This window comes from Butyrivibrio sp. AE3004, from assembly GCF_000703165.1.
GTDB lineage: Bacteria > Bacillota > Clostridia > Lachnospirales > Lachnospiraceae > Butyrivibrio.
The window spans coordinates 3,421,927-3,447,577 of the sequence record NZ_JNLQ01000002.1 but is presented as its reverse complement, the minus strand read 5'-3'; the positions used below and the strand labels follow the sequence as shown (position 1 = coordinate 3,447,577).

Annotated in this window: 19 protein-coding genes, 2 tRNA genes and 1 other annotated feature; of the genes, 8 read left to right on the top strand and 13 right to left on the bottom strand. The window is 39.9% G+C overall.

Features of this window, described 5'->3' with window-relative positions; translation table 11 throughout:
* Positions 1-2: 2 nt before the first annotated feature.
* The 3 genes from BV60_RS0117830 to BV60_RS0117820 all read right to left on the bottom strand — a co-directional run bounded on the left by BV60_RS0117830 (position 3) and on the right by BV60_RS0117820 (position 6,500).
* Positions 3-1,550, bottom strand: coding sequence for a glycoside hydrolase family 9 protein (locus BV60_RS0117830; RefSeq protein ID WP_029323919.1), 1,548 nt, complete (start codon positions 1,548-1,550; stop codon positions 3-5).
* Positions 1,547-3,844 carry a hydratase gene (locus BV60_RS0117825; protein ID WP_029323917.1) on the bottom strand — a complete coding sequence of 766 codons (2,298 nt, stop codon included), beginning with the start codon at positions 3,842-3,844 and terminating at the stop codon, positions 1,547-1,549. Before BV60_RS0117825 ends, BV60_RS0117830 begins: the two co-directional genes overlap by 4 nt.
* A gap of 178 nt (positions 3,845-4,022) precedes the next feature.
* Positions 4,023-6,500, bottom strand: a complete 2,478-nt coding sequence (locus tag BV60_RS0117820) for a glycogen/starch/alpha-glucan phosphorylase (protein ID WP_029323916.1) — start codon at positions 6,498-6,500, stop codon at positions 4,023-4,025.
* A 201-nt stretch (positions 6,501-6,701) separates the two neighbouring features.
* Between BV60_RS0117820 and BV60_RS0117815 the strand changes: the two genes are divergently transcribed.
* The 5 genes from BV60_RS0117815 to deoC all read left to right on the top strand — a co-directional run bounded on the left by BV60_RS0117815 (position 6,702) and on the right by deoC (position 12,501).
* Complete coding sequence (locus tag BV60_RS0117815; protein WP_035777313.1) at positions 6,702-7,937, top strand: BMP family lipoprotein; 1,236 nt, start codon at positions 6,702-6,704, stop codon at positions 7,935-7,937.
* A gap of 183 nt (positions 7,938-8,120) precedes the next feature.
* Positions 8,121-9,656 carry an ABC transporter ATP-binding protein gene (locus BV60_RS0117810; RefSeq protein ID WP_029323911.1) on the top strand — a complete coding sequence of 512 codons (1,536 nt, stop codon included), beginning with the start codon at positions 8,121-8,123 and terminating at the stop codon, positions 9,654-9,656.
* A 2-nt stretch (positions 9,657-9,658) separates the two neighbouring features.
* The gene (locus BV60_RS0117805; RefSeq protein ID WP_081846745.1) at positions 9,659-10,822 is read left to right on the top strand and encodes an ABC transporter permease; all 1,164 of its coding nucleotides are present in this window, start codon (positions 9,659-9,661) and stop codon (positions 10,820-10,822) included.
* Between the two features lie 2 nt (positions 10,823-10,824).
* Positions 10,825-11,769, top strand: coding sequence for an ABC transporter permease (locus tag BV60_RS0117800; RefSeq protein ID WP_029323907.1), 945 nt, complete (start codon positions 10,825-10,827; stop codon positions 11,767-11,769).
* A 72-nt stretch (positions 11,770-11,841) separates the two neighbouring features.
* Positions 11,842-12,501 (top strand): deoxyribose-phosphate aldolase, encoded by a 660-nt coding sequence (gene deoC / locus BV60_RS0117795; protein WP_029323906.1) that lies wholly within the window; start codon positions 11,842-11,844, stop codon positions 12,499-12,501.
* Positions 12,502-12,549: 48 nt separating this feature from the next.
* Here the strand turns inward: deoC and BV60_RS0117790 are convergent, their stop codons facing one another.
* The 5 genes from BV60_RS0117790 to BV60_RS0117770 all read right to left on the bottom strand — a co-directional run bounded on the left by BV60_RS0117790 (position 12,550) and on the right by BV60_RS0117770 (position 21,531).
* Complete coding sequence (locus tag BV60_RS0117790) at positions 12,550-13,293, bottom strand: SGNH/GDSL hydrolase family protein (protein ID WP_029323903.1); 744 nt, start codon at positions 13,291-13,293, stop codon at positions 12,550-12,552.
* A gap of 200 nt (positions 13,294-13,493) precedes the next feature.
* Positions 13,494-14,987, bottom strand: a complete 1,494-nt coding sequence (locus tag BV60_RS0117785) for a glucosyltransferase domain-containing protein (protein ID WP_029323902.1) — start codon at positions 14,985-14,987, stop codon at positions 13,494-13,496.
* 166 nt (positions 14,988-15,153) lie between these two features.
* On the bottom strand, positions 15,154-16,752 hold the full coding sequence (locus BV60_RS0117780; protein ID WP_029318998.1) for a transposase: 1,599 nt from the start codon (positions 16,750-16,752) through the stop codon (positions 15,154-15,156).
* 275 nt (positions 16,753-17,027) lie between these two features.
* Positions 17,028-20,219, bottom strand: a complete 3,192-nt coding sequence (ileS, locus tag BV60_RS0117775) for an isoleucine--tRNA ligase (RefSeq protein WP_029323901.1) — start codon at positions 20,217-20,219, stop codon at positions 17,028-17,030.
* A 39-nt stretch (positions 20,220-20,258) separates the two neighbouring features.
* Positions 20,259-20,514: a binding site (T-box leader), on the bottom strand.
* A gap of 78 nt (positions 20,515-20,592) precedes the next feature.
* On the bottom strand, positions 20,593-21,531 hold the full coding sequence (locus BV60_RS0117770) for a phosphatase PAP2 family protein (RefSeq protein ID WP_029323900.1): 939 nt from the start codon (positions 21,529-21,531) through the stop codon (positions 20,593-20,595).
* A gap of 277 nt (positions 21,532-21,808) precedes the next feature.
* Between BV60_RS0117770 and BV60_RS0117765 the strand changes: the two genes are divergently transcribed.
* Entirely contained in the window at positions 21,809-22,627 is an 819-nt protein-coding gene (locus BV60_RS0117765; protein WP_029323898.1) for a TrmH family RNA methyltransferase, read from the top strand.
* Here BV60_RS0117765 and BV60_RS0117760 read toward each other — a convergent pair.
* On the bottom strand, positions 22,614-23,525 hold the full coding sequence (locus BV60_RS0117760) for a TIGR01212 family radical SAM protein (RefSeq protein WP_029323897.1): 912 nt from the start codon (positions 23,523-23,525) through the stop codon (positions 22,614-22,616). The genes BV60_RS0117765 and BV60_RS0117760 overlap by 14 nt on opposite strands.
* A gap of 168 nt (positions 23,526-23,693) precedes the next feature.
* On the opposite strand from BV60_RS0117760, the gene BV60_RS0117755 reads away from it, so the two are divergent.
* Together BV60_RS0117755 and BV60_RS0117750 are read left to right on the top strand one after the other, a co-directional pair.
* A tRNA-Gly gene (locus BV60_RS0117755) sits at positions 23,694-23,766 on the top strand.
* Between the two features lie 48 nt (positions 23,767-23,814).
* Positions 23,815-23,887: transfer RNA gene (locus tag BV60_RS0117750), tRNA-Gly, on the top strand.
* Positions 23,888-24,106: 219 nt separating this feature from the next.
* Here the strand turns inward: BV60_RS0117750 and BV60_RS23265 are convergent.
* The 4 genes from BV60_RS23265 to BV60_RS0117730 form a co-directional block, all read right to left on the bottom strand.
* Positions 24,107-24,256 carry a hypothetical protein gene (locus tag BV60_RS23265; protein WP_156036152.1) on the bottom strand — a complete coding sequence of 50 codons (150 nt, stop codon included), beginning with the start codon at positions 24,254-24,256 and terminating at the stop codon, positions 24,107-24,109.
* Entirely contained in the window at positions 24,253-24,537 is a 285-nt protein-coding gene (locus BV60_RS0117740) for a DeoR family transcriptional regulator (protein WP_029323895.1), read from the bottom strand. Before BV60_RS0117740 ends, BV60_RS23265 begins: the two co-directional genes overlap by 4 nt.
* Positions 24,538-24,718: 181 nt before the next feature.
* Positions 24,719-25,069, bottom strand: a complete 351-nt coding sequence (locus BV60_RS0117735) for a PIN domain-containing protein (RefSeq protein WP_197029590.1) — start codon at positions 25,067-25,069, stop codon at positions 24,719-24,721.
* 22 nt (positions 25,070-25,091) lie between these two features.
* Positions 25,092-25,322, bottom strand: a complete 231-nt coding sequence (locus tag BV60_RS0117730; protein ID WP_029323891.1) for a hypothetical protein — start codon at positions 25,320-25,322, stop codon at positions 25,092-25,094.
* Positions 25,323-25,651 lie beyond the last annotated feature (329 nt).

The following is a 25,651-nucleotide window of genomic DNA, read 5'->3' as shown; positions in this document are numbered from 1 at the left end:
GATTATTCCTTTATCACACTGAGCATAAAAATAAACTTGGCATTTAAGAGGGGCTGGTTCATTATTCCTGTTCCCTCATCCGTATCCTTAAATGTCCGCTCGGTAGAATCCGTCACATAATTAATAGCTTCAGGATTTCTGCCCATCAGATAATGTGCGTGATTTTCAATAATAGTAGTATATTCATAATTATATATTATATGGTCTGTAATTGTTATCGTTCTCATATCATCAAGGAGTTTTTCATGATTTTCATCAGTCACCATATAAGCTGAACTCCTTGCAGCATTCACAATTGCTGTTGTTTTTTTCATCAAAAGCTTCATTATCCTGGAGCAAACATCAACATTAACCTTCTGACTTGTAGAAATATAAGTTATGCTCCCGAGAAAAACGTCCTCATTATCATTGAATAATGATTCAAACTTATCCGATTCAAAGTGGGTAGTCAGTACCTGCTCATAATTTGAAGCACCTGTAGCTCTGTACAGCTGTGCAGCCGCATAAAAAGCTTCCGCACTTTCCTTTACATTCTCTGTTCCTGCATAAAGACTATATGCCCTGTCTGCACATTTAAGACATGTGGTGGCAAAATCAGGATCATAGCTCTGATACAGATAACTAAAGTCAGAAAGTAGTGTTGCAAACCTGATGGTAGCTTCCATGGTTATAGGTGTAACCTCCACGTCAGCCTGCATAAGATCTGCGCCTTCATCTCTTACCGTAAGAGCAGCACCATATACTCCCCCTGTTCTCTCATCCTGCATCTTTATAAGCCAGTCAACTTCATACTTTACTTCATCAAGTATATCAGGTATTCCGTTACCGCTTTCAGGTATCCCTGAATCATCTGAAATCGCATCCGGATTCATCTCATATGCAAGTAAAAGATTCTGCGCTATTTTACAGCCCGTTACCGAATCTCTGTCTGCCCCGGCACTCAGGTGCCATCCTCCCGATACATCTATTGTCTTGGAGGGATCCTCCTGAAGATGTGCTTTTCCTAGATGGCATGATGCATGAGCATCCTCACCCGCCAGTTCCTCTGAAAGTGCCATGCCGCATCTGTTTTTATAGTATGTCTTACAAGCTTCATTAAAAATTCCATCATACAGATTGTTCTGAATTCGGAATGCGTAAGAGCTTCCTATCTTATCGGCATATATATAATATTCTCCGTCTTCGATAAGATCTGTAAAATACCCTTCCTTTATCTCATCACCATCATCAGTATGATTTGTCGTACGCATCTGCCCCGTATATTCAAGTTCATTATCCAGATTAAATATGTAAAAAACATCCGGAAGATCCTTGCCTTTAAAGATTACCGACTTTTCAGCACCTGTCCTGTATCCGTTCTGATCCACAAGAGCACTTGGTATACTTAAAGGAACGTCATATACGACATTTAGAGCAGGCTCGCCTCCTTGCGCATCCTGCTCTGTTGTCACATTATCATTTCCTGCGGTTTTAGCACATCCACATGCCAGAACTGCCATAGTCGACGCTGCAAAGAGCGCCGTAAATCTTTTAAGCCTTGTATCTATCATTTCTTGCCTGCGCGATTATAATTTATCAGACATCCATCCAAAATGATCTCGCGTTCATTATCGGTAAGATCTCCAAGAGTCATTGTAAACTCTGTCATCTTTCCGTCTGAAACTGCAACAGCCTTTATCTCATCTGCCTTCTGTTCCACAGCATTCCTGATTTCCGGAAGGAAGATATAATCAAGATTTTTAAATGGAAGCTCACCTTCTTTGATCACAAGCGGAAGCATTCCCCAGTTAATAAGATTTGAACGATATCTCTTTGTTGCATATTCATTTGCAACGTTTGCCCAACCGCCAAGTACCTTCTGACATGAAGCTGCCTGCTCTCTTGCCGATCCATCGCCCGGCTTAACAGCAAATATGGTAGAGCCTATACCTGTGTTTTCTGCAGTAATGCCCTCGTACTTAGTCAAAAGAACCTTGACTGTATCGGAGATTTCTTCAGTCATCTCTGTAAATGACTTACTCTCGCGTCTCTTGAGTTCTTCGCCATAAACCGCTTTTGCACGTCCTACATACTCAGGATCCTTTCTTGAAAGAGTAAACTCTGCAAGGCCGAGAGGATTTGATCTGTAGGAAGATGTTTCTCCCGAAGGAATAAGCTCATCTGTAGTTGTTACCGGATCATGTATCTCCGAAACAACCTTAAGGAGAAGGTTATCAGTAAGCGCTACCATCTTAGGCCAGTCCTTAATGTTGGGACCAAACTGAAGCTCAGCGCAAGGGTCAGCCACTCCGTGAGAATCAAATACGCGATTAGCATATATTTCCTTATCAAAGTGATATGTATATTTATTGAATTTGCCATCGAAATCAGTAGCAGGTGTAAGCACGCCCTGATTAGCAGCTGTAGCAGCAATTGATCTTGCGTCCATAAGCGCAACGGATGCAATCTGTCCACTCTGTACCTTTGAGCCTTCACGGTTAGGGAAGTTTCTGGTTGAATGACGGATACTGAACGCATTATTAGCAGGAGTATCTCCGGCACCAAAGCAGGGTCCGCAGAACGCTGTCTTAAGAATAGCGCCTGTCTCAAGGATCTTTGCTGCAACACCGTTTTTCACAATTTCCATGAAAATAGGTGTGGATGCGGGATATACGCTAAGAGTAAATCTGTCATTTCCTGTAAATCTGCCCTCAAGGATATCAGCTGCAGCGCAGATATTTTCAAATCCACCGCCGGCACATCCTGCGATAACACCCTGATCAACCATGAATTTACCATCTTTTATCTTACTCTGAAGAGAATACTCAATCTTATCGCCAAAGCTTACCTTCGCACGTTTCTCAACATCTGCGATAATATCCTCAAGATTAGCATTAACCTCCTCAATCTCATATGTATTGCTGGGATGGAAAGGCATAGCTATCATAGGCTTTATTGTAGAAAGATCTACCTCAACAACACCATCGTAATAAGCAACATCACCGGGCTTAAGCTCCTTATAATCACCGCTTCTACCATGAATATCATAGAAATTCTTTATCTCATCATCAGTCTGCCAGATTGAGGACAGGCAGGTTGTCTCAGTAGTCATAACGTCGATTCCGATACGGAAATCGGCACTAAGATTCTTAACACCGGGTCCAACAAATTCCATTACTTTATTTTTTACATATCCATCACCAAATACCTTACCGATGATCGCAAGTGCAACGTCCTGAGGACCTACGCCATGCATGGGTTCACCTGTCAGGTAAATAGCCACAACGCCGGGCATACTAATATCGTAAGTCTGATTAAGAAGCTGTTTAACGAGCTCCGGACCACCTTCACCCATTGCCATTGTTCCAAGGGCTCCGTATCTTGTGTGTGAATCCGATCCAAGAATCATTCCGCCTCCGGTTGCAAGCATCTCTCTTGCAAACTGATGGATAACTGCCTGATGAGGCGGTACATAAATTCCGCCGTATTTCTGAGCAGCTGTAAGACCATACATATGATCATCTTCATTTATGGTACCACCTACTGCACAAAGTGAATTGTGGCAGTTTGTAAGTACATAAGGAATAGGAAATTTCTCAAGTCCTGACGCACGTGCAGTCTGAATAATTCCAACATAAGTGATATCATGGCTGGTAAGCTTGTCAAATTTTATCTCAAGTTTGTCCATATTGCCGGAAGTGTTGTGACTACTTAAAATCCCATAAGCTATCGTGTTCTTCCTGGCTTCTGCCTTGTCAACCTGTTTGCCGCTCTTTGCCTGGACTGCTTCACCGGCACCGGCTGTGTCGGGTATAAGTTCTGTTCCGTTAACTAAATATGCACCACTATCGTACGTTTTAACCATTGAATTCCTACCTTTCCTGCTAAAATAATCTACTCCCACGTATTATACTTTAATATACTAAATTTGTGTATCTTTTTTAAATGCAGATATTTCTAAAAATACAGTTAATATTTCTGCATCTTTTATGAAAAAATAAATAATTAAGCCGGTTGGTTTTTTGCACCAACCGGCTTAAGTTTTATTTGGTCATATCAAGTTTATCGATGTGCCATATCTCATCAACATATTCTTTAATTGTTCTGTCAGATGAGAACTTACCACAGGAAGCTGTATTAAGGATAGCCATCTTGGCCCATTTCTTTCCATCCCTGTATGCTTCCGATATTGCTCTTTGAGCCTCAATATATGACTCGAAATCCTTCAGAATAAAGTACTGGTCAGCTTTATTTGAGTTAACCGTATTAAGAAGAGAATTGAACAGCGGTCTGAAAAGCTCTCTATCCTGTGAATACGTTCCGTCAACAAGGTGATCCAGTGTCTTCTTTACATTAGGGTCCTTATTGTAAATATCTCCGGGATTGTATCCTCCGTTCTTTTCATATGCGATAACTTCTTCTGAGGTGAGTCCGAAGATAAACATATTATCCTCTCCTACCTCTTCAAGCATCTCAACATTTGCACCGTCCAGTGTGCCAAGTGTAATTGCTCCGTTGAGCATCATCTTCATGTTTCCTGTTCCGGATGCCTCTTTACTTGCGGTTGATATCTGTTCTGAGATATCTGCTGCAGCAAAGATAAGCTCAGCATTGGATACCTTGTAATCTTCAATGAAAACAACCTTTAGTTTACCCTTTATATCAGGATCATTATTTACAACATCCGCTACGGAATTTATCAGCTTTATTGTAAGCTTTGCAGTCTGGTAACCAGCTGCTGCCTTTGCGCCAAATATATATGTCTTTGGTGTATAATCCATATCCGGATGAGCTTTCAAAGTGTCATAAACATACATTACATGAAGTATGTTAAGGAGCTGTCTCTTATACTCATGAAGTCGTTTTACCTGAACATCAAATATGGAAGTAGGATCAACTTTAATTCCATTGTGCTCCAGGATATAAGCAGCCAGACGTTTCTTGTTTTCCAGCTTGATCTCCATGAATTCTTTTTGTGCCTTCTTGTCGTCAGCAAGCTTCTTTAAACCTGCTATAAGGGAGAGATCCGTTATCCAGTCTTCTCCGACCTTTTCGGTTACCCAGTCTGCCAGAAGCGGATTAGCATGCATAAGGAAACGTCTCTGTGTAATTCCGTTTGTCTTGTTGTTGAACTTTGCAGGATACATTTCATAGAAGTCCTTAAGTTCTCTCTTCTTAAGAATTTCCGTATGAAGTCTTGCAACACCATTTACGGAATGTCCTCCAACGATGGCAAGATGCGCCATTTTTACCTGGTTATCATAGAGAATTGCCATGCTTCGGATCTTGCTCTGTACATCGATGCTTGGAAGATTTGAATACTGCCTCATGATCTGATCTACAAATCTTCTATTAATCTCATCCACAATCTGATAAATTCTGGGAAGCAGTCTCTGGAAAAGGTCGATAGGCCATTTTTCAAGAGCTTCAGCCATGATTGTGTGATTAGTATAGCAGCAGGTCTTCATAGTTACATCCCATGCAGTATCCCACGGGAGATAATATTCGTCCATAAGAAGTCGCATAAGTTCTGCCACTGCAACTGTAGGATGAGTATCATTTAACTGAAAAACAGCTTTTTCATAAAACTTGCTGATATCATCATGGTGTCTTAAATATCTCTTAAGTGCAGTCTGAACAGAAGCAGAGATAAAGAAATACTGCTGTTTTAACCTCAGTTCCTTACCTGCTATATGATTATCATTCGGATAAAGCACCTCACAAAGCTGACTTGCAAGATTTTCCTGCTCAACAGCTTTCTGATAGTCGCCCTTGTCAAATGAGTCAAGCTCAAAACAGTTAATAGGCTCAGCATCCCAAATTCTAAGAGTATCTACCACTCCGTTACCGTATCCTACAATCGGAAGATCATAAGGAACAGCTCTGACAGACTGATATCCCTCCTGACGGAATATGTTTCTGCCTCTGTCATCCACAAATACGTTTACATATCCGCCAAACTTAACCTCTTTTGTATATTCGGGGCGTCTAAGTTCAAAGGGATTACCATATTCAAGCCAGTTATCCGGTGCTTCAACCTGATAGCCATCCTTAATCTTCTGTTTAAACATTCCATATTTATAGCGTATACCACAGCCATATGCCATATACCCGAGGGAAGCCAGAGAGTCAAGGAAGCATGCTGCAAGTCTTCCAAGGCCACCATTACCAAGGGCGGGATCCGGCTCCTGATCCTCTATTACATTAATATCCACCCCAAGTTCATCCAGCGCTTCTTTTACAGGTTTATATGCCTGCAGATTGATAAGGTTGTTTCCCAATGCTCTTCCCATGAGAAATTCCATTGACATGTAGTAAACAATCTTGGGATCCTGTTCGTTGGCAGCCTTCTGGGTTGTCATCCAGTGATCAACGATTGCATCCTTTATGGCATAAGCAGATGCCTGGAATATTTCCTGTGGATTAGCTTCTTCAATTGTCTTGCGATACAACGTTTTTACATTATATAAAACGCTTCTTTTAAAAAGTTCCTTATCAAACGGTAATGATTTTTTCTTCATATTTTCCTCCTCTAAGAAACAGTCGAATACATTCTCATTATAACGTAATATCGCTCATAAAACTAGCAAAAGCGACAAAAAAACATAATCTAACTTGTGAAAAATAGAATATTTGATTATAATGCGAAGTGTAATGTATGATTAATTTCATACAGTAATTCTAATGTTTAAATTTTTATTTAAGAAAGGGAGAAAAACATTATGAAGAAGTTACTTGCAATGATGCTTACAGCATCACTCACATTCAGCCTTGTTGCTTGTGGCGGATCATCTGCAACAACTGACACTGCTGACACAGCTGTAGAGGAAACATCTACAGAAGAGACTTCAGAAGCTGCTGACACAACAGAAGCTACTGAGGAGACAACCGAGGCTGCTGACACAACTGCTACATCTGACAAAAAAATCGCAATGATCACAGACTCAGGAGACATCACAGATATGTCTTTCAACCAGACAACATACGAAGCTTCAAAGGCATTTGCTGAAGCTAACAGTGTTGACTATCAGTACTACAAGCCCACAGAAGACTCTGATGAGGCTCGTATCGCAGCTTTCAACAACGCTGTTGCTGATGGCTTTAATGTAATCATCGTTCCCGGCTATCTTTTCGCTGGCATGATCGCTAACGTTGCTGAAGCTAACCCCGATGTTACAATCATCGCTCTTGACTGCTCAGAGGGTGACTTCGAAGGTGCTGGTATGCCTACACTTCCTGAGAACGTTTGCTCATTCACATATCAGGAAGAGCTTGCCGGTTACATGGCTGGCTACGCTGTAGTTAAGGAAGGCTACAAGAAGCTTGGTTTCCTTGGCGGTATGGCTGTTCCTGCTGTTATCCGTTATGGTTTTGGTTTCGTTCAGGGCGCTAACGATGCTGCAAAGGATCTTGGCAATGCCGGTGACGTTGAAGTTAACTATGTATACGGCGGACAGTTCTACGGTGATGAATCCATCACAGCTACTATGGATACATGGTATCAGGGTGGCACAGAAATCGTATTCGCTTGCGGCGGTGGTATCTTCTCATCAGCTTGCGAAGCTGCTATCAAAGAAGGCGTTAATGGTAAGGTTGTTGGTGTTGACGTTGACCAGTCAGGCACAATCGATGGTCAGTATGGTGTTGAAGGTCTTTGCGTAACATCTGCAATGAAGGGTCTTGCTGCAACAGTTAATTCAACTCTTACAGATCTCTTCGCCGGTGATTGGTCAAAGCACGCTGGCAAGATTGAGAACCTTGGTCTTGTATCAGGCGATGATGTATCACTTAACTATGTACAGCTTCCTACAGATACATGGACAATGACAAACTTCACAATTGATGATTACAAGACACTTGTTGCTTCTATGTATTCAGGTGACATCACAGTTTCAAGCGATATCGAGGCTATGCCTGCTACAGATATCAAGGTTACTGAGTTTGATAACATCCACTAATTTATAACTTACCAAACTCTATTATTTAATAACCGACTGATTTTTTAAGGAGTTGACACACAAAAGCGTGTCAACTCCTTTTATTTTGTTTATATTCTTCATTAAATAATGTGATTGTACTAAATTAATGTCTTTTATGATAAAATTATTCTATAAATCACTTAATATAGAAAGGTGTGCCCTATGGAAGATTATGTAATTGAAATGTTGCATATCACTAAGAAATTCCCCGGCATAATTGCAAATGATGATATTACTTTGCAGTTAAAGCGCGGAGAGATCCATGCACTGCTTGGTGAGAACGGTGCTGGAAAATCCACTCTGATGAGCGTGCTTTTTGGCCACTATACCCCTGAGATGGGTGTTATAAAAAAAGATGGCAAAGAAGTAAAAATCAATAATCCGAATGATGCTACAGCACTTGGCATAGGAATGGTCCATCAGCATTTCATGCTCGTTGATATTTTTTCAGTACTTGATAACATTATTCTTGGTTCGGAACCAAGCAAATTTGGTTTCCTCACCAAGGCAGATGCAAGAAAAAAAGTTATTGATCTGTCGAACAAATACAATCTCAAGGTAGATCCCGATGCACTGATCGAGGATATTACCGTCGGAATGCAGCAGCGTGTTGAGATTCTCAAGATGCTTTACAGGGATAATGAGATTCTTATTTTCGATGAGCCTACTGCTGTCCTCACCCCTCAGGAAATTGATGAGCTCATGAAAATCATGAAGGATCTTGCAGCTGAGGGAAAATCTATTCTATTTATAACCCATAAGCTAAATGAAATTATGGCAGTAGCTGACAGATGTTCTATCCTTAGAAAGGGTAAATACATCGGAACCGTTGATGTAAAGAACACCACAAAGGAAGAATTGTCTTCAATGATGGTAGGACGTAACGTTAAATTTGCGGTTGATAAAGCACCTGCTCAGCCAAAAGAAGAAGTTCTTAAAGTTGAAAACGTATGTGTAAAGAGTAAGCTCCACAACAAAGACTCTGTTCACAATGTTTCCTTTAATGTGCGTGCTGGAGAAATAGTATGTATCGCAGGTATTGATGGTAACGGTCAAACAGAATTTGTCGGTGCCCTTACTGGCCTTGACGACATAGAAAGCGGTAAGATAACTCTATGCGGAGATGATATTACCAAAAAGTCCATCAGATACAAGAGTACCCATGGAATCAGCCACATTCCCGAAGACAGGCATAAGCACGGTCTGGTTCTTGACTACACACTTGAAGAAAACATGATTCTTCAAAGATATTTCGAGCCTCAGTTTTCCAGCAACGGAATTCTTAAAAAAGCTGAAATGAGAAAATACTCTGACACGCTTGCTGCCAGGTTCGATGTCCGCTCCGGTCAGGGTGCCACTACAATTGTACGTGCTATGTCCGGTGGTAATCAGCAGAAGGCAATCGCCGCAAGAGAAATAGACAGAGAGCATAAACTCCTTATTGCTGTACAGCCCACAAGAGGTCTTGATGTAGGTGCTATAGAAAATATCCACGAGGCTATCGTTAAAGAACGTGATTCCGGCAGCGCTATTCTCCTTGTTTCTCTGGAACTTGATGAGGTTATGAATCTCTCAGACAGAATACTGGTAATGTATGAAGGTGAAATAGTCGGTGAAGTAGATCCCAAGACAACCACTCTTCAGGAACTTGGTCTTTACATGTCAGGCGCAAAACGTGATACGAGAAAGGAGGCATAACCGTGGAAGAGAAAAAAAGTTTTTTTCAAAACCCTGGATTTCAGACACTTTTAGCTTCCGTTCTCTGTGCTGTATTAGGTATTATCCTCGGCTATATCATCTTACTTATGATGAACCCCGAACACGCAGCTGAAGGTATGTTTGCGATTCTGAAAAACTTCTTCAAATATGCAAATAACAAAACCAATCTTATGTATTACTTTGGATCCACACTTGTTAAATCGGTTCCGGTAATACTTTGTGCAGAAGCAATTCTGTTCGCTTACAAAACCGGTCTTTTCAACATCGGATGCGCAGGTCAGTATACAGTTGGAATTATCGCAAGTCTTTATACTGCTCTGGCACTTCAGTGGAACTGGTTTTTCTGCCTGCTTGCAGCTATAGCTGCAGGGGCTGTTTGGGGTGCTATATGCGGATTCTTCAAAGCATATTGCAACGTAAACGAAGTTATTGCAGGAATCATGCTTAACTGGATATCTCTCTATATCTGCAACATCATTCTTGGCAATAAAATTTGTATGAACACTACAAAATCAGAGACCTACGATATAGGAGGAAAAAATCCGGCCGGTCTTCTTCCTACATTCATTGCAGATTTCTTCGGTAAAAATAAGTATGTTACAATTGCTGTTCCTCTTACAGTTATTGTTGCTATCGTAATACTTTTTGTACTTAATAAAACAACCTTTGGTTACGAATTAAAAGCAACCGGTCACAGTAAAGATGCTGCAAAGTATGCAGGAATGAATGCAAAAAGAAATGTCATTCTAAGTCTTGTCATTTCCGGTGCTATTGCAGGTCTTGCAGCAGGTCTTTACTACCTTACAGGAATTGAGCATTATAAGATTGCTTCCTCAGTACCCGGCATGGGCTTCTCCGGAATAGCTGTAGCATTCCTCGGAGGACTCAATCCTATAGGTTCAATCTTTGCAGGTTTCTTTGTTGAGTACATAACCCTTGGAGGTCAGTATCTTAATACAAATTATTACAATCCTCAGGTTGCGGATCTGATGATTGCCATCATTATTTATCTTTGCGGTTTTGTTCTTTTCTTCAAGACAATTATAACAAAGCCTGTCAGCACCCCAGGAACAACATCTGTTCCTCCCAAATCTGACGATAAAACCGATGCCGCTGACAATACGGCTGACAAGAAGGAGGTGTGAGTATGGGATTATTAATTCAGTACACACTTATTTTCTCCGCTGTATTGATCCTTGTCGCTCTTGGCGGTATGTTTTCTGAGCGAAGCGGAATTATCAACCTTGGTCTTGAAGGAATCATGGTTTTCGGAGCAATGTCAGGAGCCATGGTAATGGTTCTTCTTCCTGCAGGCACACCCAAGGCTACTCTCATTTGCCTGACACTCCTTGCTGCCGCTGCAGCAGGCATGGTTTCATCATTACTTATTGCTGTTGCATGTATAAACTTTAACGCTGATCAGACTCTTATCGGTACGGCTCTTAACATGCTGGCTACCGCAGCTGCTACTGTTATTGTAAAAGCATTTAACACTGCCCGTTCAAACGGAACTGATTTCTCTGCTAAGCTTGATTACGTAAAAGGTCACGATGCTTTCGTATTCAATCTTTTCGGGATTCAACTTAGCTGGTTTGTAGTCGTAGCTGCTATTCTTCTGATAGTCGCAATCATTATGTTCTACAAAACAAAGTTTGCGCTCAGACTTCGTGCATGCGGTGAACATCCTCAGGCTGCCGAATCAGTAGGTATCAGCGTGTATGCCATGAGATATTCGGGAGTTCTTATTTCCGGTTTTCTTGCAGGAATCGGAGGCATTATTTATATTGCTGCCGCAAACTCAACCTGGCACTTTGATTATGGTGTTGCAGGCGCCGGCTTCCTATCACTTGCTGTTATGATCTTTGGTCAGTGGAAACCTGAAAGAATTGCATGGTCAGCTATATTGTTTGCAGTCTTCAGATCACTGTCAAACGTTTATATGGGAATTGGTTTCCTGCACGCACTTCCGATTTCCGGAACCGTATATAATATTATGCCTTATGTGATTTCACTACTCGTACTTGCATTTACTTCCAAGAATTCACGAGCACCTAAAGCAGAAGGTATCCCTTATGATAAGGGCCAAAGATAACAATACTTATGGTTATCCCGGTTTTTAGCAAATAGCTGACCGGGATATCATTTTCAAAAAAAGGAGATAAATATGGATATAAAAGAAATACTTAACCACTGTGATCATACACTTTTAAAACAGGAAGCAACCTGGGATCAGATAAAGGAAATCGCCGATGATGCTATCAAATATAATACTGCATCAATCTGCATTCCTCCCTGCTATATCAAAAGAGCGAAAGATTATGTGGGTGATAAGGTTCAGCTTTGCACAGTAATAGGCTTTCCTAACGGTAACATGACAACCGCTACAAAGGTTTTTGAAACAAAAGATGCTCTTGAAAACGGAGCAGATGAAATAGATATGGTTATCAATATTGGTGAACTCAAAGCTAAAAATTACGATTATGTGCTTAATGAAATTAAGGAAATCAAAGCAGCCTGTGGAAATAACATCCTCAAAGTAATCATTGAAACATGCCTTCTTACCGATGATGAAAAGATTAAAATGTGTGAACTTGTAACAGAAGCCAAAGCTGATTATATAAAGACTTCTACCGGTTTCTCAACCGCAGGTGCCACATTCGATGATATTGCTCTTTTTGCTAAGCACATCGGTCCTGACGTAAAGATGAAAGCTGCAGGTGGAATCGGAAGCATAGCTGATGCTGAAAAATTCATGGAGCTTGGCGCCGACAGACTTGGAACTAGCAGAATCGTAAAAATCGTCAAAGAAGAAAACTTACTTTAAAGCATAACAAAATCCCCGAAGCATCTGCTTCGGGGATTATTAACATGCTTATTTAATTAACAAATCCGGGTTTTCTATACCTTCTTCACGGTTAATTCCTAATTCATCAACCTTTTTTATAATCTGCTTTACAGTGTAATTCCACAGATCAACAGTTGGATTCGGTACATAGTGAACACCATTATTATCTCTTGCTCTGACATGCTTTTTTGTATAAGAGTAAAGATTTATGGTTTCCACATCATTCTTTTTGGCCCATTTATTTAAACCCTTATTAAATCTCTGCATGATTCCATCATTATAATAAAGGCAATCACCCAAATCTCCAAGTTTTCCGTTATCCGAAAAACCAATGGTGCATAGAACCAGATTCAGGTCTTTCTTCTTATTCAGCTTTTTGTACAAAGAAGAATACTTATCAAAATTACCATGGTCATTTGCTCCCATCCAGGAAACTACGACATCATATTTTTTTAAATCTACCTTTTTCAGAGTCTTTTTAAGGTATCCGCAAGTAGCACCATCCTGTGCATAAACAGTGATATTGTTATATACCTTCCCATTTATTTCAGATTTTTCGGCGCTAAACATATCCACAGTTCTCGAGTCTCCGATAAATAGCACCTTCACATTTTCGTCAATGCATGCTTTCACATACTTCTTCTGTGATGCAGCTTTTGAGGAAATCGCAAAATCCGTGCTTGAAGCAGCTAAAAAGCTTGCACATAAAATAATCGATAGAAAAATAGTGACTTGTTCTTTGACTTTTCGAAATACCTTGTTCCTCATCATATATCTTCTCCCAACACTCAGAAACCAGCAAATTAGAATATCTGCTATTAAAGAATCCCTACATATAAAGTGTAAAATACAAAAGTGAAGATATACTTTAGTCGGACTTAAGGATAAATAAAAAACTATAAAATTTTTGAACTCAATAATAAAGAATTTGATTTATAAATTACGTGATTCATAAATTCATTGATATTTTCTTAATAAATACATATATGCAGAATATTGCCGTCAAATATAAGCTGTTCATCCGAATATGTATCCCAGTTTATGCCTTTAAAATAATCTAAGAGCTTAGGATCCGGCTCGCCCTCCTTATATTGTGTTCCAAGGTAATAATTAAGCGAATATGTCCTGCTCCAGCCCGTAGCCTGCGCCCTGACGCTGGTGGTTGTTTTTTCATATCCGGAATCCTGCCAGCATCTTGCCATATCACTGTAGTAGCAAAGTGTATCAATGGTATTACCCGTCTCATGCTCGTATTCTTTTATTTTTTCACCGATTATATTACACAGATAAAGGTCCGCCTGATTACATCTGTATCGCTCGATGAAACACTTCTGAAATACCGTATATTCCGTCAATAATAATGATGCAATAAGAAGATATGAAAAAATCTTTATGGCATTTGATGCCCTTCCCCTACTAATATCATTTTGTGATTGGCCAAGGACATAGACAAGAATCATGCCAAAAAGCGAACCATAGCTGTAAATAACTCTAGGAGAAACATCCGAATTATTAAAAAAAATCACTGCAAAGCTTATTACTACGCATCCTAAAGTCATATATCCTATACACAAAAAATGCTTTAGACGGCACTTTTCACATAGCGCAAGGAAAAGAATTACAATGATAGCCAGAATCAATAGCCATACACCGAAGCTTCCTTTACCAAGATAGGAAAACTCCTCCATGCTTATACCTTCTATAGAATCAAATACAGCCAAGGCCGCTTCCTTAAGGCTTTCTCTTTGTGATAGCCTTTCCACAGGATACACAAATCTGGCAAGTAAAAATGCCACTAACATTGGAATGGCATACATAAAGCCTATATAAATATTTTTCTGTATGAATTTTTCTGTATTTAAAGCTATGACAACAATACAGAGAACTACATACAGCGAAATCAGAGTCTGATACATAAGTACTGAAATCAAAAGACTGACAAGGACAATTACCGATAAAATAGCTTTCTTTTTAGCCGTATATGTCTTCTGCCTGCTATCTTCATTAGTAAAAAGTTCTGCAGTAAGTGAAAAAGCAAATACATTTAAAAATATAACAAAGCAGAACATTCCTTTTTCAATAAACAAGAAAAAATCTACAAAGAAAGGATTTACTATAGTAATAAACGCGATAAAAACCGAAAGAGTATCGCCTTTTACATATTTTTTTATAACAGATGAGAGAAAATATACAGATAGTCCCAAAAACAAAAATGCGGTCAAATATGAGATCTGATATTTAAGCCCTGCTGAAAGATGAAATTGTTCTATAACGTAATACAATAACCCCTGAAGAACCCTCCCGTTATCATATACCTTAACTTTCCAGTTATCATCCATCATAAGCGCAGCATAAGAGTCAGTGGCATATTCTATAGTTCTGTCTATACCAAAATAAACAAGCACAAATATATATGCACATATGATCCTTTCTTTATTTTGCTTAAGTGTTTTCAGAAATTCCATAAACTCCTCCGGCCCATCTAACATTAAAAGAATTATTATGATGTAGGTGCCAAAAGTCACATTTATACGTGACCTTGACATGTATTTTGAACATTGATAACTGAATAAAACTATGTTTGATGACAGATTTCCTTATTGAGGAGCATATTCATCCCCTTTATTACCGTCATTCCATAACCAATGCCCGGCATTTCGATTTACCTTTAATAAACCGCATCAGTTTGGCGAAATTTTGGGCACCAACTTTAAAGCCAAAGCGGTATTTTGTCTTTAGCTTTCCACGGACAGGCATTTTATCAACGCCATATTTATTTCTGAGGATTGACGGTGAAGTCTCTACACCGTTCCTGATTCTGCCGATTTTATTTCTGGTATCATCATCCAGAATCTCCAAAGATCCTAACAAACGTTTTCTGGAGTTTAAGGATATAACCATTGTGGCAGTCCGCTTCTTCAGCTTCGGATTGCATTCACATCGGTGCGGACAGTTTTCACATGTTTCTCTTGTGAAAGATACTCGTGCGCTGTTTGTCTGTTTTATGTAAGAAGTGCTCTTTGGAACATTTCCAGCAGGACATTTTGATACCGTACCTTCAGTTGTGATCTCAAATTCAGCAAGTATAGGATTTGGTTGTTTACCAATAAGGCCTGTTGAGAAAACTGCAATGCCTTTTTTAGCAGCCTGCATTTTTATCTCATGGCTGTCATAAGCTCCATCGGTTATAAGCGCTATAGCTTCAGGAGATTCTTCCTGGTTGTCGATGTATTCCTTGATGAATGATGCATCACTTCTGGTATTCACATCATACTGGTAGTCTGTGATAATGGATCCATTTTCACCAACAGTTTCTGTGAGATTGGCTACATATCCGCGGTGCTCTTTACCAGCCTTACTTCTGAAGGTTGCCTCCGGATCAGCTGGATTCTGAAGAATAGTGGCATTCATTTCACCTTTATCTTTCGGAATGATATGGCCATTGCCATCATCCTTGGTCTGTTCTGAGATTGCTCTTTCAAGCAGTTGATAGTCAGTGGTTTCTCCATGGGTATCCTTACATGTTGGAAGAAGTTTGACCGCATCATCGATTACTTTTTGAATCCGTTCTGACTGAGGGATATCCTTTTCGTAATATACGACACGATTCCTGTTGTTAGGATCCGCATAAGCTTCCAACCCTTTGATCTTGTCATTGTAACCGCCTCGTTTAAGGCTTGCTACAAGATTTGACAAGCAGGTATACAACAGTTCCAGACGTCCCATCTTCTTGATGTTAGACTCAATCATCATACTGTCCATACGTCTAATGTTAGGGTTTAAGTCCATGAACTTGCAGATATGATCAGAAAGCGAAACCATACACTCATGAACAAGGTCGATACCAGTCACAAGTTCATAAGCTGAGACTCTTTCACGGAAACGGCTGAAAGTCCTGTCACTGATTGGCTGCTTCTCAAAGCTGGTAGTATGAAGAGCATACTGATAACGGAAATCAAACTCCATGGTTTCGATCATCTCATCCTCAGAAATGCCATTGAACTCAGCAAGCATCATTGCGCCAACGATAACATTTATTGGAGCGTTTGGTCTTGAGTTGGTACTACTGCTGTATAATGGAGCAAACAGCATCTCATTGATGTTTACAAAGATCTCTTGCGAAAACTGATGAGCCCATGAACTTTCAAGCATCTTCTGTTTTCTTTCTGAGAGAAATGTAAGAGAATCAAAAAGAGACACTTGCTGATGATCATTTAAGATGAATGACATGGCTGAAACCTCGTTAAATACTGGATTTGATACTAATATTTTACCGCAGATCAGCACTAAAACATAGCTTTATTCAGTTATCAATGTGCATTTTTAGGGTGTTTCTATACTTTTGACACCCACATCATTATTATAAAAAATAAACAAATGACCCCTTTTCGTATTAATCATTAGTTTATACAAAAAGAGATCATTTGTCTTTTATTATATGTTATTTTCCGGCAAGTCCCGCATTCTACAACAAGTTTTCGGGAACCTTTCTATTTTGTAGACATTCAGATTTTCTCAACGCCAATTGTTACCTTCTCGCCGTTGATATCCCATTCCTTGGCATTAGCTACATTACTGTCGTAAATAAGCTCTGTTGCAAGTACCTTTGTTGAAATTGTTTCAGCATTATCCTTAACAATCTGCGCAATCTTATCGTTACCGTTTACAGATAACTTGATGTGATCCATAACCTCGAAGCCTGAATCCTTACGCATTGTCTGAACCTTACTGATTACTTCATACATAAAGCCTTCGTTAAGAAGCTCCTCAGAGAGATTTGTATCAAGAACAACGGTTATTCCGTGATCCTCTGTACTCTCAAAGCCTTCCTTTTGAGCCATATCAATAAGCAGGTCATCCTCTGTAAGCTCAACTGCTGTACCGTTAACTTCAAATTTAAGAGCACCGTTAGCTTTAAGCTCATCCATAGCATTATTTCCATCAAGTGAACCCAAGTATTCTTTAATTCCGCCGAGTACCTTACCGTACTTAGGTCCTACTGTCTTAAGCTGAGGCTTAAAGGTGTAGGTAGTGAAATCTCTTACATCGTCAGCAAAGATAACCTTCTTAACATTAAGCTCGTCCTCAATAATCTCCTGATAGAACTCAGAAACTGACTTCTCAGCCTTAACATACATCTGTCCGATAGGCTGACGATTCTTGATTGCTGCTGCATTACGGCAGGCGCGTCCAAGAACAACAATCTGAAGTACTTCATCCATGTTCTCCTCAAGGTCCTTGTCGATGAAGCTCTCATCAACTGTAGGGAAGTCACAGAGATGAATTGACTCAGGTGCTGAAGCATCGCTTGTTCTTACCAGGTTCTGATAAATAGACTCTGTCATGAAAGGCACCATAGGAGCTGCTGCCTTACATACATTTACAAGTGCTGTGTAAAGTGTCATGTATGCAGAAATCTTATCCTGCTCCATTCCCTTAGCCCAGAAACGCTCACGGCTTCTTCTTACATACCAGTTTGAAAGATCATCAACAAAAGCATCAAGTGCTTTTCCTGCTTCAGGAATTCTATAATTTTCAAGGTTCTTATCAACTTCGCCAATCATCGTATTCATCTTGGAAAGAATCCACTTATCCATTACTGTAAGCTTGTCCTTCTCAAGTGTGTACTTGGATGCATCAAATCCATCAATGTTTGCATAAAGTACGAAGAATGCGTAGGTATTCCAAAGTGTTCCAAGGAACTTTCTCTGACCCTCCTGTACTGTCTTACCTGCAAATCTGGAAGGCAGCCAAGGCGCAGAATTTGTATAAAAATACCATCTGATGGCATCTGCACCGTATTTCTCAAGAGCCTCAAAAGGATCAACAGCGTTGCCCTTTGACTTACTCATCTTCTGTCCATTCTCATCCTGCACAAGGCCGAGTACTATAACATTTTTAAATGCAGGCTTATTGAAAAGAAGAGTTGCTTCAGCGTGAAGTGAGTAGAACCAACCTCTTGTCTGGTCTACAGCTTCTGAAATAAACTGAGCGGGGAACTGCTTCTCAAAGAGCTCCTTATTTTCAAAAGGATAGTGGAGCTGAGCGAAAGGCATTGCTCCGGAATCAAACCAGCAGTCGATAACTTCCTTTACTCTGTGCATCTTCTTTCCGCACTTAGGACATGTGATCTCAAATTTATCAATATAAGGTCTGTGAAGCTCTGTAGTCTCAGCAGAAGGATCACCTGAAAGTTCAGCAAGCTCTTTTCTTGATCCTACTGAAAGCTGGTGACCGCAGTCATCGCACTCCCAGATATTAAGAGGTGTACCCCAGTATCTGTCACGTGAGATGCCCCAGTCCTGAATATTTTCAAGCCAGTCACCAAAACGTCCCTTACCAATAGATTCCGGAACCCAGTTAATCTCCTGGTTGTTTCTGATAAGGTCATCCTTAACCTCTGTAACCTTGATGAACCATGATGAACGCGCATAGTAAAGAAGCGGTGTACCACATCTCCAGCAGTGCGGATAATCATGCTCCATTTTAGGTGCTGAGAAAAGAAGGTTTCTGCCATCAAGGTCTTTTAATACCTCGGGATCAGCACTGATAGCACCCTCATCCATTTCCTTCTGAGTAGGTTTGCAACGCATACCTGCAAAAGGAGTCTCAGGCTTTAATCTACCTTCACCATCAACCATCTGTACAAGGGGAGCGTCATATTTTCTACCTACACGAGCATCATCTTCACCGAATGCAGGAGCTATATGAACAATACCTGTACCATCTGACATGGTTACATAGTTATCACAATAAATAAAGAATGCCTTCTTATGCTGTTTCTCTGTTTCGTCAGCAGCACACTGATAAAGAGGCTCATATTCTTTATATTCAAGATCTGTTCCTACATAAGACTCAAGTACTTCATAAGCTTTCTCGCCTTCTTCCTTGGCAAGGCTTCCGAGTACATTATCAGCAAGTGCTTCTGCAAGATAATAGGTAAAGCCGTCTGCTGCCTTAACCTTCACATACTTTTCATCAGGGTTTACACAAAGACCGATGTTTGAAGGAAGTGTCCAGGGAGTTGTTGTCCATGCAAGGAAGTATGCATCCTCTCCCTTAACCTTGAAACGTACTACAGCTGTGCGCTCTTTAAGAGTCTTGTATCCCTGCGCAACCTCGTGAGATGAAAGAGGTGTGCCACAACGAGGGCAGTAGGGAACTACCTTGAAGCCCTTGTAAAGAAGACCTTTTTTCCAGATTTCGTTAAGAGCCCACCACTCAGACTCGATAAAATTATCATCATAAGTGATGTAAGGATGATCCATGTCAGCCCAAAATCCTACTGTACCTGAGAAATCTTCCCACATTCCCTTATATTTCCATACAGATTCCTTACACTTTTTGATGAAAGGTTCCATTCCGTATTCTTCAATCTGCTCTTTTCCATCAAGTCCAAGAAGCTTTTCTACCTCAAGCTCAACGGGAAGACCATGTGTGTCCCAACCTGCTTTACGGGGAACTGTATACCCCTTCATTGTGCGGTATCTCGGAATCATATCCTTGATCGCACGAGTAAGAACATGTCCGATATGTGGCTTACCGTTTGCGGTCGGCGGTCCGTCATAGAACATATACATATCGCCCTTGCTTCTGGTATCTACGCTCTTCTGGAAAATGTCCTGATCTTTCCAGAATTTCTCGATCTCTTTTTCACGAGCGACAAAATTCATATCAGTGTCAACCTTCTTATACATTTGAAACTCCTTTCAGAATTATAAAAGGCCCGTCCTTGTAAAAAGGACGAGCCTGAACTCGCTGTACCACCTGTTTACGCATACTCCGCACTAAGCTTTTATATGTTTCTCCGTAACGGGGAGATTCCGTCATAACCTACTTAATATGGCAGTTCTTATCCTGTACTAAACAATTACCTTTCAGTTATGCAGCTCGGAAGTGATTTTCTGCATTCTGTACTTGCACCTGCTCGCACCACCCGCAGGCTCTCTGCAGCTTTCCATATATACATACTGTCTTCGTCATAGCTTTTTCTTTTCAATTAAGCATTATTTTATTTAGAAGAAGAAAAAAAGTCAAGAGTATACATACACATTTTATTTTGTATCATTCTTAAATTTTTTGTGCCAGTCTACTTTTCTCAAAAACCTTAAATAGCACGGGATACACGCCCATCATTACAAATGATACTATCATATATCGGATGAACCTTACCATGAAAGATCCCATAGTGTCCGATTGAAGAAAATATTTTGAAAAAGGAAGTTTTAAAAGTGTATTCAGTACCAGATATACAGCAAAACCTCCTACTATTCTAAGCACAATTTCGACAGGTCTTCTGGTTTCTTCAAAATTCACAAACCGTTTTTCAAATTCTATGGCAAGAAAGAATCCTCCCATAAGTCCCATTGCGGTAAAATAGTCTGTCGTCCTGCAGTAGAAAAATCCTACCGCCGAAACGGCAAATACTATCAGATTAAGCAGAGGTCTTTTTTCTTCACCTGCTTTTTCATATATAAAAGGAATAAAAAACACAACAAGCACACCTGAAAGCCATCCGCATATTACATCTGTAGGATAATGAACTCCCACCGCAACCCTGGAAATTCCTACAAGTAATGGCAACACAAAAGCCAGAATGGTAAGTACTTTATTTCTAAGAAACTTAGCGACAGACCCATATACTACAACTGAATTCGTGGAATGCCCACTCGGAAATGAATACCCCTGCGCTGCTATATCATAAATATCTGCCGATTTATCTACCGGTCTGAAGCACTTTACACCATCATGTACCATATATGGACGACGCCTTAGGAAAACATTTTTTATCATAGGATTTAATGTAGTACCTATCAATGCATTAGTAGCTACATATATTCCAATTTTTTTATCGTAGCACCAATACAAAAATCCCATGACAAGTAGTATTATAAATTCTTCTCCTAACGCGGAAAATTGGGATAAAACCAAGGCACCTTTCTCTCCAAGGACACCCTGGAACCATTGCATCAATATCGGTTCAAACTCGAAATAAAACGTATTACCCATATAAGCCCCCTTATTAAAGAAAATATTAGTTATATATCATTTTACCATATCGATTTTTATTTTTTTACCATGCTATCACTCCGTCAAAGGTCCACCTAATCTCAATTATGCTATACTGTTGTAAATATTTTGAAAATAACAAGCAGATAATAAAGCGGCCTAATAAAATCAATCACAAAGTAACTTTCTTACGTCGAAGCTTTTAGAAAAGTGCTCTCGGGTGAAAAACAAGGATTTCTTTTATAGAAACGATGCATTAGGTCGTATGGAGAAAAATATGATAACCTTCCAAAAAACAGATTCCCTGGATTCTCCGGGACTCGCTGTCTATAACGAAAGATCAGAGGTGCAGCTATACCATATAAACGAACCTTTACCGGGCATTTTCATCGCAGAGAGCCCAAAAGTAATTGAACGCGCTATAAACGCAGGGTATGAACCTGTATCTCTGCTCATTGAAGAAAATCAGATAAAGGGTGAGGGAGCTTCATTACTTGAAAAGATAAATTCTCTCCCTAATGACGTTCCCGTTTATTGTGCAGATGACAGTGTATTAACAAAAATAACAGGCTTCCACCTTACAAGAGGCGTTTTATGTGCCATGAAAAGGAAGGCGCTCCCCTCTGTTCATGATATTTGCGCAGGTGCAAGAAGAATTGCTGTCCTTGAAAATATAACAAATCCTACCAATGCAGGAGCCATTGTGAGAAGCGCAGCTGCTCTTTCTGTTGACGCTGTTCTGTTTTCACACGGCTGCACCGATCCTCTTTACAGAAGAGCAATCCGTGTCAGCATGGGAACCATTTTCCAGGTGCCATGGACCTTTCTTCCTGAAAATTTCACACCGGAAAATCTTAATTCCCTCGGTTTTACCACCGTTGCCATGGCACTAAGAGATAATTCCCATTCAATAGATGATCCCAAAATCACAAATGTACCAAAACTTGCTATCTATCTTGGGGCTGAAGGTGACGGTCTTTTACCCGAAACAATTGAAAGCTGTGATTACTGTGTTAAAATCCCCATGTCTCATGAGGTTGATTCCCTGAATGTAGCCGCCGCAAGCGCTGTCGCATTCTGGGCTATTTCACACTAAACAAGTCACCGGTTTTTCTGTTTATAGTATTTAAGACATTCTTCTTATCAAGACTCCAAAGCGGCTTGGCCAGAAGCCGCCTTGGTCCGTCTCCGGTCATCCTGTGCACAACCGTGTTTTCCGGCAGGATAATTAAGCTCTCCCGCAACAATTCTGAATATTCTTCAAGATCAAGAATATGAAAATGTGTTTTTTCATACTCTTCATACATTCTTGTCCCTTTTAATATCTGGAGATTTTGTATTTTAATTCCATCTATTGAAGGCTTAAGGTCAGATAAATACTTTATTGTTGAAATCATATCCTCCTTGGATTCTCCCGGAAGACCAAATATCACATGAACTATAACCTCTACTCCAATTTCTTTAAGCCTATGGTAGGCATCCTCAAAAACACTAAGCTCATATCCTCTGTGAAAACTCTTTGCCGTAGCTTCATGAATTGTCTGAAGTCCCAGCTCTATCCAAACCGGCTTTACCTTTCTAAGTTCACAAAGCATTTCCATCACATCGCTTCCAAGACAATCAGGTCTTGTCCCAAGCGACAAAATCTCTATATCTTCCCTCCTGATTGTTTCCATATACAGTTTTGTTAATCTGTCGATATCCCCATACGTATTTGTAAACGACTGGAAGTAAGCGATGAATTTTTGAGCGTTAGTCTTTTTCCTTATCCTTTCTTTTGCATCCTCAATCTGAATGTCTATCGGCGCAACATCGGCCGCAAATTCACCGGAACCTCCCTCCGAGCAAAATGTACAGCCTCCGTAAAGAGCTGTTCCATCAGAAAGTTTTATACTACCGTCCCGGTTTGGACAGCTGCATCCCGATGATAAAGATAACCTGTAAACCTTCTCTCCATATTTATTTTTTAAATATTCCGATAATCTGATCGCCATGCTTTTCTCATCTATAAATATGATATTTTCTTGATTTTCATTTTTGCACTTTCCATAATATCACTTAAGCCATACAAAAAAATAAAAAAAAGACACTTATTTCTGTTGACATCATCATTTATTTGTTGTATCATTCTTTTTGCGTTGCGAAAGCAACTTCACATATAAGCGATAGTAGCTTAGTTGGTAAAGCGCCACCTTGCCAAGGTGGAGACCGCGGGTTCGAGCCCCGTCTATCGCTCTTAAAAATCAATATTGTGGTAATCGAGCTTAGCTCGTTTACATATATGCGATAGTAGCTTAGTTGGTAAAGCGCCACCTTGCCAAGGTGGAGACCGCGGGTTCGAGCCCCGTCTATCGCTCTTTTCATGCAAAAAACCTCAGACTGTGTCTGGGGTTTTTCTGTACCATGGATTTACTTAGTGGTCTTGAAGTGGTATTTTCTAGTCTTTAGTGTGAGCGTAGGGACGGCGATGAATTTGGAGTGTCTGTTAGTTTTTCATAAGCTATCCTTTTATTGATTCGAGCCGTATTGATTCAATCTCATAACGTATAACCAGAGCTCCTCCCATTCTCTTTCTTTAAGTGTGGCATAACTTCTCACAAATTCTTTGCTGTACCTCAGCATTAATTCCTATAGAAGAAAAATAATCCTGAACGCTCCCATGATTTTCTTCTATCATTTCCATAAACCTGGTCATGTTATTCTCATTGGGAATAACGATATTCATGTCCAAATCCGGGAAGTTATGATGTATCTGTTCGAAGCGCTTTCTTTGATCACAGCTATGTCTTTCACGGTCTCATTATGAGGTCTTCCATTAACTACCTGCCTTACAGGGATTGCACCGCCATGTGTTCTCTTCAATAGCCCTTTTTCTTCCAGTATTCTTAAATCTCTTTTAGCAGAATCATAGCTTACACCAAAGCTATTCTGTATATCTGCATTGGTAATACTGCCATTTTCTTGAAGATACTTAAGTATTGCCTGATGTCTTTCTTCGATAAACACAACGATTTCCTCCATACAAATACATTCTTTTTTGCTGACTGATATGAGATCAACATTAACGCTAGTGTTAACAAGCGTCAATATATGAGAATAATATGCAAAACTCCCGTTAATATTCGTTAATTCCTATATAGAAAAAAGTGACTATGCCATTTGGCATAGCCACAATGTAGCAACTCCATTAGTACAATTCATCAATCAGAGTTACACGTTCATACACGGGATAATCCTTATAATTACGAGTGATAAGCTTGGTATTAAGACATTTTGCTACATCAAAGAATACCCTATCCTTTTCATCACGCATTTCCACGTAATCATTTGTTGATGGTCTTGGTTCAATGTAATAACCATGCTTCTCAACAAGAGCTCTTACAGCATCTGCATCTTCAGGATCGATATTCAAATGCGGTCTGTGCAAAACATCCCGGTATTCCTTTACTATCTCAGATGACAAACCAATTTCATACTTTCCTCTGAAAACATCTTCCAAAAGTTGAACCGATTTAGCATCATCGTTTTGGGATTTCAAGGCATTAACAAGTATATTAGTATCAATTACGATTTGTTACATAAAGCTCCTTCCTGGCTTCAGCAACTTCTGTCTCGACTTCTTCCTCCGTCATTGGATTTTTAGATGTCCTCTTCCTAATCTGTCTGAACGTCTCGAGATCATTATTGGTATCCTGTGATACGCTTAGTCTATCTATCAGGCTTACTATCATGTTAAAGTCTTGTTCATTAAGTGAATCCAGTTTGCGGAGTGTTTCAGCTGTAACTGTCATATCGCTCACCTCCTCAATACGTATATCGGTTATTACTTCTAATTGTATTATGAAATATCACTCCAGCCTTTTACAAGCCACTTCACAGAAGTGAAAATATGTGGTCTTTGAAGTGGTCTTTTTTCGAATTCTCAAAATGAGAAGTGGTCTTGAAGTGGTCTTTTCTAGTTTATAGGGTGTGCTTACGGCGAAAGACACTCCATAACATATTGTCTTTATTATCAAGCGTCACATAAGAACTGCTATTTCGGTAGCAAACACTTCTAATAAAGTAACCAGTTAAGGAAGTGATTGACTGGAATTCATGTCTTACATACAATGAATTTATC